Below are 14,848 nucleotides of genomic sequence, written 5' to 3'. Positions count from 1 at the left end.
GGCCCTTTTCTTTAGCATTGCGGCAGAGGCCGTTTACCGTTACCTTATCGTTATTGCGCTATTTACCTCATCATTGTTTGCGGTACTACCTTGAAATATTTCGTCTCTTTCCGCTCAACACTAAAAGTCTCCCGCTACCTGTTCCGCGCCCTGGCGCTGGCCGTCTGGCTGCTGATAGCGACTTTTTCGACGTTGTTTATCATCAAGGTATTGCACGACAAAGAAGCGGAAATTCATCAAGCGTTTAACCTCAATTTTGATCAGGCCCAGCGCTACATTCAGCGTACCGCCGATGTGCTAAAAGAGCTGCAATACGTGGCGGATAACCGCAGCGGGGAGAGCGGTAACGCCGCCGGGCTTAATGCCGGGCAACTGGATCTGCCGGATTTTAACCCGTTATTTGGTGATACTGATTGCGCAGACGCGGCGGAAAAATGGCAGGGGCCGCTACAGTCTCTGGCGCTGTTCCTGCGCTACTGGCGAGATAACTATGCTGCCAGCTACGATCTTAACCGGGTATTTATGATCGGCGACGATAATCTGTGTATTGCGGATTTTGGGCTGCGCACCCTGTCTATCGATCGCGAAAAGGCGCTGAAAGCACTCCATGAGCGGATTACCCGCAGCGGGGCGGCTTCCCCGGATGGGGGCAACAGCAATCTCTACTGGATAAGCCCCGGCCCGCGTCCCGGTGTTGGCTATTTTTACTCTCTGGCGCCGGTCTACCAGGCGGAGCAAGGCCAGGGGCTGCTGGGGGTAGAACAGACCCTGCGGCTGGAAAGCCTCTACACCCCTGGGGTATTGCCGGTGCAGATGACCCTGCTGGATGAAAATGGCCGCCCGTTGCTGAGCAACCAAAAATCACTGACGCCGGCGCGCCAGGACACCCACTGGGGGAGCGGGGCGGTGTGGTTCGGTTATACCGAGGGGTATAAAGCGCTGGCCCTGCGTAAGACGCTACCGCCATCGTCCCTGAGCGTGGTGTATGCGGTGCCGGTCACGCTGCTGCTTGAGCAGTTACGGGTGCTTATCATCAACGCCTTTTTGCTTAACCTGCTGGCCGCCGGGGTGCTGTTTACCCTGTGCCGGATGTATGAAAAGCGGATCTTTTTACCCGCCGAGAGTGATGCCCAGCGGCTGGAAGAGCACGAGCAATTTAACCGTAAAATTGTTGCCTCCGCCCCGGTGGGGATCTGTATTTTGCGTACTCAGGACGGGACCAATATCCTGAGTAACGAGCTGGCCCACAATTACCTGAGTATTCTGACCCACGAAGACCGCCAGCGGCTGACGCAGATTATCTGCGGCCAGCAGGTGAACTTTGTTGATGTGCTGACCAGTAATAATACCAACCTGCAAATCAGCTTTGTGCACTCCCGCTACCGCAACGAGAATGTGGCGATTTGTGTGCTGGTGGATGTCAGCGCCCGGGTAAAAATGGAAGAGTCCCTTCAGGAAATGGCCCAGGCGGCGGAACAGGCCAGCCAGTCAAAATCCATGTTCCTCGCCACCGTGAGTCACGAATTACGCACCCCGCTATACGGTATTATCGGTAACCTCGATCTGTTACAGACGAAAGCGCTGCCTAATGGGGTCGATCGGCTGGTCACGGCGATGAATAACTCCTCCAGCCTGTTGCTGAAAATTATCAGCGATATTCTCGACTTCTCTAAAATTGAATCCGAGCAACTGAAAATCGAACCGCGGCCGTTCTCCCCCCGGGAGGTAATGAACCACATTGTGGCGAACTACCACCCGCTGGTGGTGCGTAAGCAACTGGCAATGTACTGCTTTATTGAGCCGGATGTCCCGCTGCAGATGGAAGGGGATCCGATGCGTTTGCAGCAGGTTATCTCTAACATGCTGAGCAACGCCATTAAATTTACCGATGTCGGCTGTATTATCCTGCGGGTGGCGGTGGAGGGAGAGTACCTGACCTTTGAAGTCCGGGATACCGGGGTCGGGATACCGGAAAAAGAGGTTCTGCGGCTGTTTGATCCATTCTTCCAGGTGGGGACCGGTGTCCAGCGTAATTTCCAGGGGACCGGCCTTGGGCTGGCTATCTGTGAAAAGCTTATCAATATGATGGACGGCGATATCGCCGTAGAAACCGAAGTGGGGATGGGGAGCCTGTTTGCTATCCGTATCCCCCTGTGGCGGGCGACGCTGGCGCCGGCAGAGCCCATTGCCGGGTTGCAGGGCAAACATTGCTGGCTGGATATTCATAATGCCGCCCTGCGCGATATGCTGAGCCGGTTACTGGCCCGCAGCGGGATGACCTATACCCTGATCCAGCCGGAGGTGGCGCCACAGCCCGGTAAAGACGATGTGTTGCTGACCGATCAGGCCGCGCCGCAGGAATGGTGCGGGCTGGGGGTGGTGGCGTTCTGCCGTCGCCATATCGGGGTGCCGGTTTTACAGTCCCCGGGGGTGTGGTTACAGAGCCTGGCCCTTGCCCACGATATTATGGGGCTACTGGGGCGAATCTACCGGGTTGACGTGCCGCTGGTGAGCGGGGAGGCGGAACTGCCTGCGGTGGCGGCGGCCACGGAACGTAATGACGACATGATGATCCTGGTGGTGGATGATCATCCGATTAACCGGCGCCTGCTGGCGGATCAACTGGGATCCCTGGGGTACCAGTGTAAAACCGCTCAGGATGGGGTGGATGCCCTGAATGTGTTAAGTAAGAACCATATTGATATCGTCCTCAGTGATGTGAACATGCCTAATATGGACGGCTATCGCCTGACCCAGCGGATTCGCCAGCTGGGGTTAACGCTGCCGGTGATTGGGGTGACGGCGAATGCTCTGGCAGAAGAGCGCCAGCGCTGTCTGGAGTCCGGTATGGATAGCTGCCTGTCGAAGCCGGTGACGCTGGATGTGATTAAAAAGACCCTTGCGGCATTTGCGGCGCAGGTGCGCAATGGCCGGGAAGGGTAGTGCCTGGCGTTATGTCCCGGGGAATACCTGGAGGCAATGTCTGGCGGCAATGTCTGGAAAGGAGGCCGGGTTGGCAACAGTGCCGGAAGAGCAGACAAAAAAAGTGCCCCGGACGGGGCACCTGATATCGGTAATTATTCTTTGTCGGACGCCGGAAGGCTGACGGACGAGAGGTAATTAAGCAGGGCGATATCGTTATCCACACCCAGTTTCATCATGGCGGATTTCTTCTGGCTGCTGATGGTTTTAATACTGCGGTTCAGCTTGCGGGCAATTTCGGTTACCAGGAAGCCTTCGGCGAACAGACGCAATACTTCGCTTTCTTTCGGTGACAGGCGTTTGTCGCCGTAACCGCCCGCGCTGATTTTTTCCAGCAGGCGCGATACGCTTTCCGGGGTAAATTTCTTGCCTTTTTGCAGTGCGGCCAGCGCCTTCGGCAGATCGGTTGGCGCCCCTTGTTTCAGCACAATACCTTCGATATCCAGTTCCAGCACGGCGCTCAAAATCGCCGGGTTATTGTTCATGGTCAGAACAATAATCGAGATCGACGGGAAGTGACGTTTGATGTATTTGATAAGCGTAATGCCATCACCGTATTTATCTCCCGGCATTGAGAGATCGGTAATCAGTACGTGAGCATCAAGCTTGGGGAGGTTATTGATAAGCGCCGTGGAATCTTCGAACTCACCGACGACGTTTACCCACTCGATTTGTTCTAGTGATTTACGAATGCCGAATAAAACAATCGGGTGGTCATCGGCAATGATTACGTTCATATTGTTCATGTTATAGGCTACCTTGCTATAGCAAGCGCTTGACATAACCGTCAATGTCGCTGATGTATTTTTCTATGGCCGGAGCATCTTTCTCGCGAATATGCTGCTCCAGCGCTTCACATAACTGTTTACCAGGGATCAGATTTAACATCGCAAATACCCCTTTCAGACGGTGTGCGGTTTGTGCCAGAGCTGCAAAATCGCTACTCACTGATTCATTATACAGTCTCTCGACATCCTCCGGTACCGTGTCGGCAAACAGAGCATAATACCCGCTGGCATGAAGTTGTGTGCTTTCGTCGCTGCCAGATGCCGTTTCCACCTGAATCTCCTGGGAGAGTTGCGCCTCAATGAGTTGCAACACGGCTTCTTGTACTGCGGAGCTTATATTAAAGTTAGCGCAAAATGTATTGTGACCTATTTTGCGCATACCGGGCTCATCATCGCTTAAAAGCACGCCGCTGGCTGTAAGATTAGACGGATTATCTGTCAAAAAGAGATCGAATTCTTGACTTGCCAGCCGCTCATCCGGGGTGATGCAGGTGGCCCCCCAGCTTTCCAGCAAGCGGGTGATAATATGGCGCACTTCATTGGCGGTGACATCCACCATCGCGACGACGTCATCCAGCAATTTCTCCGGCGCGTCTTCGTCGCCCGCGCCGTCAGGGGTGTCTGGCGCCTCCACCGGCATTTTGACGTGCAGCGTATAACGGGTGCCTAACCTATCCCGGGACTTAATATTCAGGTGCCCGCCCAGTTTACGCGCCAGCTGATTACATAAATAAAAGGTAAGGCCATTGGCCTGTTGCTGTTCGTCGGCGCTGGTCGGGCTGAAGAACGGGAAGTGCAAATTATCTATTTCATCGTTATTGATGCCGGTGCCGGTATCAATGATTCGGAAGGTTAACCGCTCCGGTGACGAGGTATCCTGATCGATTTCGAGGGTGATTTTGCCAATACGGGTGGTGACCAGCGCATAGTGCAGCAGCATCAGCAAAATGGTGCGTAGCGCTTCACGATCACCGTGACGGGCGGCACCGGCGGCCAGTTGGTTATTCACCAGCAGTTGCAGCCCCTTACGGCGGATCCCGGGTAGCACCTCCGGTACCACTTCATCCACCAGACCCTGGAGGGTAAAGCGCTGGCTCTCCCCTTCCCAGGTGTCCGCTTCAAGGGCGTTGAGTAACTGGATCTCCTGCACCAGGCGCAGGATATTCTCGGCGGTTGCCACCACGGCGGCGCCGCTATCGCGGGGTAACTGGCTGGCCTGGGTGGCGAGGCGCAGGGTAGGGGCTTTCAGTGCCTCCCCAATATGTTCCATAAAAGAGACTCGCCCTTGTTGGTTTTTTTCATAAAGCCGCTGAGCCTGTTTGAGCTTTTTATTGACCAGCACTTCTTTGTCCTGATCGCGGATCACAAAAATTTGGGTACGCGGGGCTATCTGGCTGCGGTACTGGCGGATTTCGTAGAGTTCATTATTAATCGTGGCCTGGATAACCCCCTGATGTTGATCGGCCAGGCTGGCGATATTTTGCAGGTTCAGGTGGGGCAGCAGGTGATCGGCAATCTTATTGCTGATAACCGTACGGTTAGCGTCCAGATCATGAACCAGCAGGCCCAGGGGAAGCTGGGCGACAATCTCTTCATTGAGTGCGCGCAGGGTTTGTAATTCGTTATTCCCCGGGGAAGTGGGGGCCGCCGCAGTGGTGGTGGGGCTCACCGGCGGCTGGCGGAAGCGAATATAGCCGTACATGGCCATGATAAGCAGCACGATATTCAGCAGCAGCGGTAAGGCAATATTTTGCAGGGACTGGCTCAGCAACATGCTGGTGGGCACTTGCCAGACAAGGCGCAACTGGCTGGTATTGATGGGGGAGGCGATATCAATCCGGGTGCCGTTAAAGTTAACCGTGACATTTTCCGGGGTGTTTTTATTGGCACCACCGTTGGTGATGGGATCGAGCCGGATACTGTCCAGCGACATGTCCGGGGTGATTAAATCGTTAACCGGCAGATCAAACGCCACCACCGTGGCCAGGTGCCCCGGCTGGTTAAAGGTGGTCCTCAGGGTAAAGTAATAGCTGTTTTGCCAGCCGAGCTGGCGCAGCGGTGAAAAGCTCTCCCGCTCATCCAGCACATTGGCCTGCTGCAACATCTCTGCCCGCCGTAAATCCACCATATTTTCCACGCCGGACTCTTTGAATCCGGCGGTCAGGTCTTTGAGCGGCAGGGTAGAGACCATTATCATGCTGTTATCCTGGCCATTCAGGTAGTACATCGACCAGGGGGGGTCTGTGCACCCCATAGGGTATCCAGATAGCCGGAAATCCGCTGGGCCATGTCCAGGGTACCGCTGTCGTGGGAGCCAAAGATCAGTGCTTCCGTTTTATGGCGCGTCTTCTCCAGATAATAGACATCCTGGCGTAGCCGGGTTTCCTGTAAGCCATTACTGGTATCGCTGCCTTGGGGGGCGGCGATATTGTCATAAATCTGCCAGGTGACATAGCGGTAGGTTTCAACGCGCTTTTCCAGCAGGCGGCTGATATCCGCCACCTGATAGCTTTTATTCTTCAGCCAGCCCGTCGTCGCATTCTGTACCAGCACCCCCATGGCAATCAGCAGCATGATCACCAGCAACAGGAAGAAGCGGGTGATGTTCCCCGGCATAAAAGAAAACTTGCTAATAAAGGAAGTGTCGGCCTGGCGCATGGTGGCTATATAACCTGTAAATGGCGGTCCTGGAGTGGCTGTGGCCCGCTAAGCATACCGGGAAATGAGGCCACCGTCATCGTTCCCGCAAGGTAAAGCACAGATGCCCGCCTCCTGGTGGGGCCAGTCGCGTAAAAACTCGCCTATATAACCGCAATCACTCGACCCAGATCACAGGCTTATATAAAAATAGTTGCGATAAGAAAATAAATTTTCCTTATATGTCGGCAATAATCGTAACCTAACGGTAATATCCGGGAAATTTGATTGTATTATCGGCAAGTTAATAATACCGGTAGTGGCGACAGCGAAGCGATGAAATAGCCAGCGTCACCGCCGCTAATGGCGCTAAGTGGCAGTAGTTATTCAGTTTTTGTAAAAGAGAGTAAAAAAAACCGGATGCAGGCATCCGGTTGAAATAGGGGTAAACAGACATTCAGATTTGAATGAAGGTAATAAATAAAGTTAATGATGATAGCGCCCGCAATTCTAGTCGCAAAAATCGCCAATGTTTTACCATTCAGTGCGCAGCGCTTGTTTTTTGTTAACTTACTGAAAATACGCAAATAAAAATATTCACTTGACTGTTGGTGCTTTTATAGTTGGCAAAGCGTGCGCCTAAAAGTTCCCTGAAATATACATTTTGTTACATATACGGCGGTGTATGTAACAACTAAAAAGTTTTAGTATCATATTCCCGTTGGATTATTCTGACGTTGTTTTACACAATAAATCTGCCGACTGGTTATAGGGTGTAACCAGTACGCAGTGGCATATATAAAAAAGGCATATAACAGAGGGTATAACATGAAAGTTAAAGTACTGTCCCTGTTGGTTCCGGCTCTGCTGGTTGCTGGCACCGCACATGCGGCGGAAATCTATAATAAAGATGGAAATAAATTAGATCTGTACGGTAAAGTTGATGGCCTGCATTACTTCTCCAAAAATGATGGCGATGACGGCGATCAGACTTACATGCGCTTTGGTTTCAAAGGGGAAACCCAGATCAGCGATCAGCTGACGGGTTATGGCCAGTGGGAATACAACGTTCAGGCAAACAACACTGAAAGCTCTGGCGACCAATCCTGGACCCGTCTGGCGTTTGCCGGTCTGAAATTTGGTGATGCGGGCTCCTTTGACTACGGTCGTAACTACGGTGTGGTTTACGACGTAACCTCCTGGACCGACGTGCTGCCGGAATTCGGCGGTGATACTTACGGTTCTGACAACTTCCTGCAGTCTCGTGCTAATGGTCTGGCAACCTACCGCGTGACCGATTTCTTCGGTCTGGTTGACGGCCTGAACGTTGCCCTGCAGTACCAGGGTAAAAACGGCAGCCCGAGCGGCGAAGGCTCCACCAACAACGGCCGCGGCGCGTCTAAACAGAATGGCGACGGCTTCGGCGGTTCAATCACTTATGACATCATCGACGGTTTCTCCGCCGGTGCTGCGGTGGCCAGCTCCAAACGTACTACTGACCAGAACCGTACAACGTTTGGTAATGGTGATAAAGCGACCACCTATACTGGCGGCCTGAAATATGACGCCAACAACATCTATCTGGCAGCGCAGTACACCCAGACCTATAACGCTACCCGTATTTCTGGTGATGGTCCTGGTTTCCCAGAAAATGAGCATGGTTTAGGTTTTGCTAATAAAGCGCAGAACTTTGAAGTGGTTGCCCAGTACCAGTTTGACTTCGGTCTGCGTCCGTCTGTGGCGTACCTGCAGTCCAAAGGTAAAGACCTGGGTAACGGCTGGGGTAACGAAGATCTGCTGAAATATGTTGATGTGGGCGCGACCTACTACTTCAACAAAAACATGTCCACCTACGTTGACTACAAAATCAACCTGCTGGACAAAAACAGCTTCACCCGTGCTACCGGTATCTCTACCAATGATATCGTCGCACTGGGCCTGGTTTACCAGTTCTAAGCTAACGCTCGCGCGTCATCAGGGGGCCTCCGGGCCCCTTTTTTTATCTCTTTTCCCTCAATAACCTGATTCTCCCCCCGGCTCATTTGGCGATTTTCATATATGCTTGCCCGGCTGTTTTCAGAGGATGATGAAATATGGAATTGACGTTGCTGCGTGCCGGTCTGGTGGCTGGCTTACTGATACTGACCGGTTGCGATAACCCCCCTTCAACCGCGGCCACCACTGCGGTGGTGCTGGAAGGTAAAACCATGGGGACTTACTGGCGCGCCAGCCTGGCCGGTGTCGATAGCGCCCGGGCAGAAGATCTGCGCCACAAAATACAATCCCAGCTGGACGGTGACGATCAGTTGCTGTCCACCTGGAAGCCGGACTCTGCACTGTCCCGTTTTAATCAGTCCACCAGTACCGCTCCGTGGCCGGTCAGTGAAGCGATGAGCGATATCGTAACTGAGGCGCTGCGGGTGGGGGAGAAAACCCACGGGGCGATGGATATTACCGTGGGGCCGCTGGTGAACTTATGGGGCTTTGGCCCGGATAAACAGCCGGTAAAAACGCCGGATGCCAGCCAGATTGCCGCCGCCAAAGCGAAGACCGGCCTGGCGCATTTAACCGTGATTAATAAAGCCGGCCAGCAGTGGCTGCAAAAAGACATTCCTGGCCTGTATGTTGATCTCTCCACGGTAGGAGAGGGGTATGCGGCGGATCACCTGGCCCGGCTGATGGAGCAGCAGGGGATCAGCCGCTATCTGGTCTCGGTGGGCGGGGCGGTGGTGACCCGGGGGACCAATGGTGACGGTAACCCGTGGCGGGTGGCTATTCAGAAACCGACCGACCGGGAAAATGCCGTTCAGGCGGTGGTTGATCTCAACGGCCACGGGATCAGCACCTCTGGCAGTTACCGCAACTATTATGAACTGGATGGCAGACGGATCTCCCATGTGATTGACCCGGTCAGCGGGGCGCCCATCCAGCATAAGCTGGTGTCGGTCACGGTGATTGCCCCGACAGCCCTGGAGGCGGATGCCTGGGATACCGGTTTGATGGTGCTCGGCACGGAAAAAGCCCGGCAGGTGGTAGAGCAGCAGCAACTGGCGGTGTATATGATAACCAAAACCGCCGAGGGGTTTTCGGTCTGGATGTCTCCGCAGTTTAAAACCTTCCTGCTTGCCGGAGAGAATTAAAAAGCAGGATTACGGGGGTAATGGGGGCGGGCTGGTGGCACTGTGGTGCTGAACTTATCAGGAGTCTTATGATGAACGCGACCTCGTCTTCCCGTGATTATCCCGCAGGCGGTTGCGCTGCATACCGTACAGAGGACGCCCGCTGGGCGGCTGTCATGCAGCGGGACCCCAACGCAGACGGCCAGTTTGTGTTTGCGGTTGTCACCACCGGCATTTTCTGCCTCCCTTCCTGCCGGGCCCGGCATCCGCAGCGCCAGAATGTGCGCTTCTTTGCTGATGCCGCCGCCGCCCAGGCTGCGGGCTTTCGCCCCTGTAAGCGCTGCAACCCCGGCGGGGTCGATCGCCAGCAGCGCCATGCCCGGGTGATAGCCGGGGCCTGTGAGCGGCTAAGCCACAGTGAACAGCCTATCCCGGTGGCGACCCTGGCCGCCCAGTGCGCCCTGAGCCCGTCACATTTCCAGCGGCTGTTTAAACAATACACCGGGCTAACCCCCCACGGCTGGTACCGGGCCCAGCGGGCTAACCGCCTGCGCCTGGCCCTGCAACAGGGGGAAACCGTCACCGGGGCGATTTATCAGGCGGGGTTTGGTTCAGCCAGTAATTATTACCAGCAGGCGGATGCCGCCCTCGGCATGACGGCCCGCCAGTATCAGCGGCAGGGAGAGGCGCTGATTATTGAGTACGCGTTTGGCCGTGCCACACTGGCGACTGTCCTGGTGGCCACCACCGGGCGCGGGGTATGCGCGATTTTCCCCGGGGCCGATGAAGCGAAACTGTACCAGCAACTGGCCGCCCAGTTCCCCAGGGGGACCCTGGTGGCCGCGGCACCGGATAGCGCGCTGATCACCGGGCTGGATGAGATCCTGGCCTTTATGGACAACCGCCGTCCGGCGTTTCCGTTACCGCTTGATATCCAGGGGACCGCGTTCCAGTGCCAGGTCTGGCAGGCGTTACAGGCCATCCCCCCGGGAAAGACAGCCAGTTATCAGCAGATTGCCGCTAAAATTGGCCACCCCAGGGCGGTGCGGGCGGTGGCCGGGGCCTGTGCGGCAAACCGGCTGGCGCTGGTTATCCCCTGCCACCGGGTGGTACGCACCACCGGGGCGCTGTCTGGCTACCGCTGGGGCCAGGCGCTTAAGCGCCAGCTGCTGGATCGCGAAGCGCGGGACTGCGGGCGGACCGGATCGGCGGTAAGTGAAAAAAGCGCTGCCGGGGGCAGCGCATCAAAGGGGATAACAGCAGACTCAGGCTGCCCCGGAGAGAAGCACCACGGGTAATTTATGTCAGGCGGTGGGTAGCACTTTTGCGATGGCCTGCACGGCGCATTTTTCGTCGAACTCAGGGCCGCCCATACCGGCAACCCCGAGGGCGCCAATCACCTGTTGCTGATAGCTGACCGGCACGCCACCGCCCAGCAACAGCAGATCCTGGACGGTATTCAGGTTGTTGGCGTCGCTATTGGCGCGGGCATTTTTAGCCAGTTGTAAGGTGGGGGTCTTGGTGGACAGCGAGGTATAAGCCTTGCGCTGGGCCGCCAGGGTGTTGTGGGGGCCAACATTGTCACCGCGCATAACCACCACCGGGTTACCCCCGCGATCAACTACGGCAACCACCCCGTTTTTACCCAGCTGCTGGCACTGGCTGAGGGTCTCCGTTGCCAGCGCCGTGGCCAGGGCAATATTCATATCATGCTGCTGGCTGGGGGTAACCGCAGCGGCGACGCCCGGCAGCAGGCAAAACAGAAGTAATGATAAGGGATATTTCACGCTAATTTCCTTAAGGTGACTGCGCGCACCATAATAATCATAAAATAGCCTATGGCGCGCCGGTGAATATTATTATCAGCGGCCGCGTGTATTATCGTAACGGGTTAAATGATTATGCTGATAATAACGCCATGATGGTTAGCTGCCGCGATAAGTGGCATAACCGTATTGGCTTAACAATAACGGCACATGATAATGTTCCGCCGGTTTGCCGATATGAAATTCAACCGGGATCTCAGGGAAGAAACTGTCCAGTTTTTGGGCGCTGAAATAGCTACCGGTTTTAAAAATAACCCGATAATCCCCCACGGTAGCGGCAGGTTGCTCAGGCCATAATCCCTTGATTCTGCCGTCATTATCTGTGGTGGCGGTGTTGAGCTTTTTCCAGCCATCCCCTTGTTTTTGTTCCAGTACCACTTCAACACCGGCTGCCGGGGTGCCTGTTTGCTGGTTAAGGATATGCACGCTGAGGGTATTTTGCCCGGCGGCAAATACCGCCGCCGGTGCCGCGATTGCCAGCGCAATTAACGAGGACGGGAACGTTTTTGTCATGTTCATTTCTCCTGTGTTGTTTACGGGGCTGTTATAGCTTATTCGGTTGCGTGCAGACCTGACAAAAACATGACAATCCTGTCATGTCCGGCCGCGTTATTCAGGTGGGACGCTAAATTCAGAGGGCGACATATCAGTGAAAATATTACTTATCGAGGATAATAAAAAAAGCGGTGACTGGCTACGTAAGGGATTATCCGAGGCGGGATATGTGGTTGATGTGGTGATGGATGGCCGCGATGGCCTGTATTTAGCCCTCGATAATGCCTACGGCCTGATTATTCTGGATATTATGCTACCGGGAATGGATGGCTGGCATATTCTCAGCGCATTACGCGCTGCCCGCACCACGCCGGTAATGTGTCTCACCGCCCGGGATGCGGTTGCCGATCGGGTCAGAGGGCTGGAGCTGGGGGCCAATGATTATCTGGTGAAGCCGTTTGCCTTTGCTGAATTACTCGCCCGGGTGCGCAACCAACTGCGCCAGCATCCTGAAGCCGGATCGCAGATTACCCTGGACGATCTCGCGCTGGATTCGGTACGCCAGACCGTATCACGCCAGGGCATGCCGATACCGCTTACCCGCCGGGAGTTTGCGCTACTGTGGCTGCTGGCCTGCCGGGCGAATGAGATAGTGCCGCGGACCTTGATCGCCAGCGAGGTGTGGGGAATCAATTTTGACAGTGAAACCAATACCGTGGATGTGGCGATCCGCCGTTTGCGGCGCAAGGTCGATGATCCTTTTCAGGTGAAATTGATCACCACAGTACGGGGGATGGGGTACCGGCTGGTCACCCGGGCGGCAGCGTCATGACACTGTCACTGGTCCAGCGGTTAACCCTGAGCATGGTGCTGCTGACCACCCCCGCCTGCAGTGGGGTGGTGGTGACACTCTACCGTGGCTTACAGCAGGAGCTAGTCCGCCGCGATGAGCAGACCCTGATCAACCGGGCGGAGCAGATCCACCAGTTATTGCTCGACGGCGCACCGCCGCAAACGTTGCCGCGTTATTTTAACCGGATGATGGACACCCGTCAGGACATCCTGGTTATCCAGCCCCTGAGGGGGGAGATTATTGTGATGAACCGTACCGGGGTTGCGCTACCGGCGCACTTTTCCCGGCTGGCAGCGGATTCTGGCGTGGTCCGCCACCTGGTCAGCGGTGACGGCGCCGATATTAGCCTGCTGCGCATTGCCAGCCAGGCGGAGGCGGCACCGCTGGTGCTGACTGTGGCGAGAGTGGCCCGCTCCCGGGGGGAGATGCTGGCGGATTACCGCCAGTTAAGCCTGGTGGTGTGTGCGGTGGCGATAATGCTGTGCCTGGTCATTAGCCCACTGCTGATCCGCCGGGGGCTGCGGGCTATCCGGGTATTAAGCCGGATGACGGAAAACACCCGCTCCGGCCAGTTAGGGCACCCGCTACCGGTGTCCGCCATGCCCCGGGAACTGCTGCCTCTGGGGAAGGCACTTAATACGATGCGTGCCCGGCTGGCGGGGGATTTTTCCCGGCTAACCCAATTTTCCGATGATTTAGCCCATGAGCTGCGGACCCCGCTGAGTATTTTGCTCGGGCAGAACCAGGTGACGCTTACCCAGGTGAGAACCGCGGCACATTATCAGCGGGTGCTGGAGGATAATGTGGAGGAGCTGGAAGGGATCACCACGCTGATTGACAATATCTTGTTCCTCGCCCGGGCAGATAATCAAAATGTGGTGCTGCACTGCCAGCCGCTGAGAGCAGGGCAAGTGCTGGAGGATGTCTGTGACTTTTTAGCTCCGCTGGCGGAAGAAAAGCCGCTTACCCTGGCGCTGGACGGCGTACTGGACAGGGTGCTGCATGTGGATAAGCTGCTGTTACAGCGGGCGGTAACTAATTTATTGACCAATGCCATCCGCCACGCCCCGCCAGGATCTGTGGTACGGATAACGGCGCAACACCAGCCCTCCAGTGTGACCATTGAGGTGGCAAACCAGGGGGCCCCTCTGGCGGATACCGGGCTGTTGTTTCGCCGCTTCTGGTGTGCTGATGACGCCCGGCATACCCCGGGAACCGGGTTAGGGCTCTCCCTGGTCAGCGCCATTGCGCGGTTACACGGCGGCAGTGCGGGTTATTATCACCGCCAGGGCAATAATGTTTTTTTTATCCGTTTTCACCCGCCATCATCGGAGGTGCCATGCTCGATTTATTCAGTGACGAAGCCCCCTGGGTAGAGGCTATCGTCCCCGGGGCCGTGGTTTTACGGCGGTTTGCCCGGGACCAGGCCGCAACGTTACTGGCGGGGATTGAGGCCGTGGCGGCCCAGTCGCCGTTCCGCCAGATGATGACCCCCGGCGGCTTCACCATGTCAGTGGCGATGACCAGTTGTGGCCAGCAAGGGTGGATAACCGATCGCCAGGGTTACCGCTACCAGGCCCGGGACCCGCTCAGCCAGCACCCCTGGCCGCCGATGCCGCCCGAATTTTACCTGCTTAGCCAGCAGGCGGCAGCAATGGCGGGGTTTGCCCAGTTTATGCCGGACAGTTGCCTGATTAACCGCTATGTGCCGGGAGCGAAAATGGCCCTGCACCAGGATAAAGACGAGCAGGAGCAGGCGGCACCGATTGTGTCGGTATCCCTCGGGCTGCCGGCCCGCTTTTTGTTTGGCGGGCTAACGCGCAGTGCGCCGCTGCATCCTGTCCTGCTGGAGCACGGCGATGTGGTGGTGTGGGGCGGGGAGGCCCGGCTGAATTACCACGGTATTCAGCCCGTTAAAGCAGGCAATCATCCGCTGGTTGGGGCGCTGCGTTATAACCTGACGTTCCGCCGCAGCGGAAAGTACGAATAAAAATAATAATTATTCTTGCTGCTGTGCTTCAGGCCATTAAACTGCTGAGCAGTTTTTCTGGGCTTTGTTGAATAAATCGAACTTTTAGCCGAAATTAGGATCAGATCACCACACTCCTGACCCTGTAGCGACATCCTGTGACAAAGCAAAAGTTCAAA

At 55.8% G+C, this 14,848-nt stretch carries 10 protein-coding genes and 1 pseudogene; 7 read left to right on the top strand and 4 right to left on the bottom strand.

Going from position 1 to position 14,848, the window contains the following annotated elements; all coding sequences use genetic code 11:
- Positions 1-90: 90 nt before the first annotated feature.
- Positions 91-2,943 carry a two-component system sensor histidine kinase RcsC gene (gene rcsC, locus F9C28_RS05290; RefSeq protein WP_199014194.1) on the top strand — a complete coding sequence of 951 codons (2,853 nt, stop codon included), beginning with the start codon at positions 91-93 and terminating at the stop codon, positions 2,941-2,943.
- Positions 2,944-3,077: 134 nt separating this feature from the next.
- On the opposite strand, the gene rcsB is transcribed toward rcsC, so the two are convergent.
- On the bottom strand, positions 3,078-3,728 hold the full coding sequence (rcsB, locus tag F9C28_RS05285; RefSeq protein WP_199014193.1) for a response regulator transcription factor RcsB: 651 nt from the start codon (positions 3,726-3,728) through the stop codon (positions 3,078-3,080).
- 16 nt (positions 3,729-3,744) lie between these two features.
- Positions 3,745-6,428: pseudogene (gene rcsD / locus F9C28_RS05280) on the bottom strand (phosphotransferase RcsD).
- Positions 6,429-7,235: 807 nt separating this feature from the next.
- Here rcsD and F9C28_RS05275 point away from each other — a divergent pair.
- The 3 genes from F9C28_RS05275 (at position 7,236) to ada (ending at position 10,824) form a co-directional block, all read left to right on the top strand.
- Complete coding sequence (locus tag F9C28_RS05275) at positions 7,236-8,363, top strand: porin OmpC (protein ID WP_199014192.1); 1,128 nt, start codon at positions 7,236-7,238, stop codon at positions 8,361-8,363.
- Positions 8,364-8,500: 137 nt separating this feature from the next.
- On the top strand, positions 8,501-9,547 hold the full coding sequence (gene apbE / locus F9C28_RS05270; protein WP_199014191.1) for an FAD:protein FMN transferase ApbE: 1,047 nt from the start codon (positions 8,501-8,503) through the stop codon (positions 9,545-9,547).
- A 71-nt stretch (positions 9,548-9,618) separates the two neighbouring features.
- Entirely contained in the window at positions 9,619-10,824 is a 1,206-nt protein-coding gene (gene ada, locus F9C28_RS05265) for a bifunctional DNA-binding transcriptional regulator/O6-methylguanine-DNA methyltransferase Ada (protein WP_199014285.1), read from the top strand.
- A gap of 6 nt (positions 10,825-10,830) precedes the next feature.
- Here the strand turns inward: ada and F9C28_RS05260 are convergent, their stop codons facing one another.
- Positions 10,831-11,313, bottom strand: a complete 483-nt coding sequence (locus tag F9C28_RS05260; protein WP_199014190.1) for a GlcG/HbpS family heme-binding protein — start codon at positions 11,311-11,313, stop codon at positions 10,831-10,833.
- A 138-nt stretch (positions 11,314-11,451) separates the two neighbouring features.
- Complete coding sequence (gene hiuH / locus F9C28_RS05255) at positions 11,452-11,865, bottom strand: hydroxyisourate hydrolase (protein ID WP_199014189.1); 414 nt, start codon at positions 11,863-11,865, stop codon at positions 11,452-11,454.
- 136 nt (positions 11,866-12,001) lie between these two features.
- Between hiuH and hprR the strand changes: the two genes are divergently transcribed.
- Genes hprR through alkB form a run of 3 tightly spaced genes read left to right on the top strand, consistent with a single transcriptional unit; the run spans position 12,002 to position 14,690 of the window.
- Positions 12,002-12,679, top strand: a complete 678-nt coding sequence (gene hprR / locus F9C28_RS05250; protein WP_199014188.1) for a response regulator transcription factor HprR — start codon at positions 12,002-12,004, stop codon at positions 12,677-12,679.
- The gene (locus F9C28_RS05245) at positions 12,676-14,076 is read left to right on the top strand and encodes a heavy metal sensor histidine kinase (protein ID WP_233148924.1); all 1,401 of its coding nucleotides are present in this window, start codon (positions 12,676-12,678) and stop codon (positions 14,074-14,076) included. The genes hprR and F9C28_RS05245 overlap by 4 nt, the downstream gene beginning before the upstream one ends.
- On the top strand, positions 14,040-14,690 hold the full coding sequence (alkB, locus tag F9C28_RS05240; protein ID WP_199014187.1) for a DNA oxidative demethylase AlkB: 651 nt from the start codon (positions 14,040-14,042) through the stop codon (positions 14,688-14,690). The genes F9C28_RS05245 and alkB overlap by 37 nt, the downstream gene beginning before the upstream one ends.
- Positions 14,691-14,848 lie beyond the last annotated feature (158 nt).

Source organism: Shimwellia pseudoproteus (assembly GCF_016415625.1).
Lineage (GTDB): Bacteria > Pseudomonadota > Gammaproteobacteria > Enterobacterales > Enterobacteriaceae > Shimwellia > Shimwellia pseudoproteus.
The sequence above is the reverse complement of the archived record's forward strand: the minus strand, read 5'-3'. Positions and strand labels throughout refer to the sequence as shown.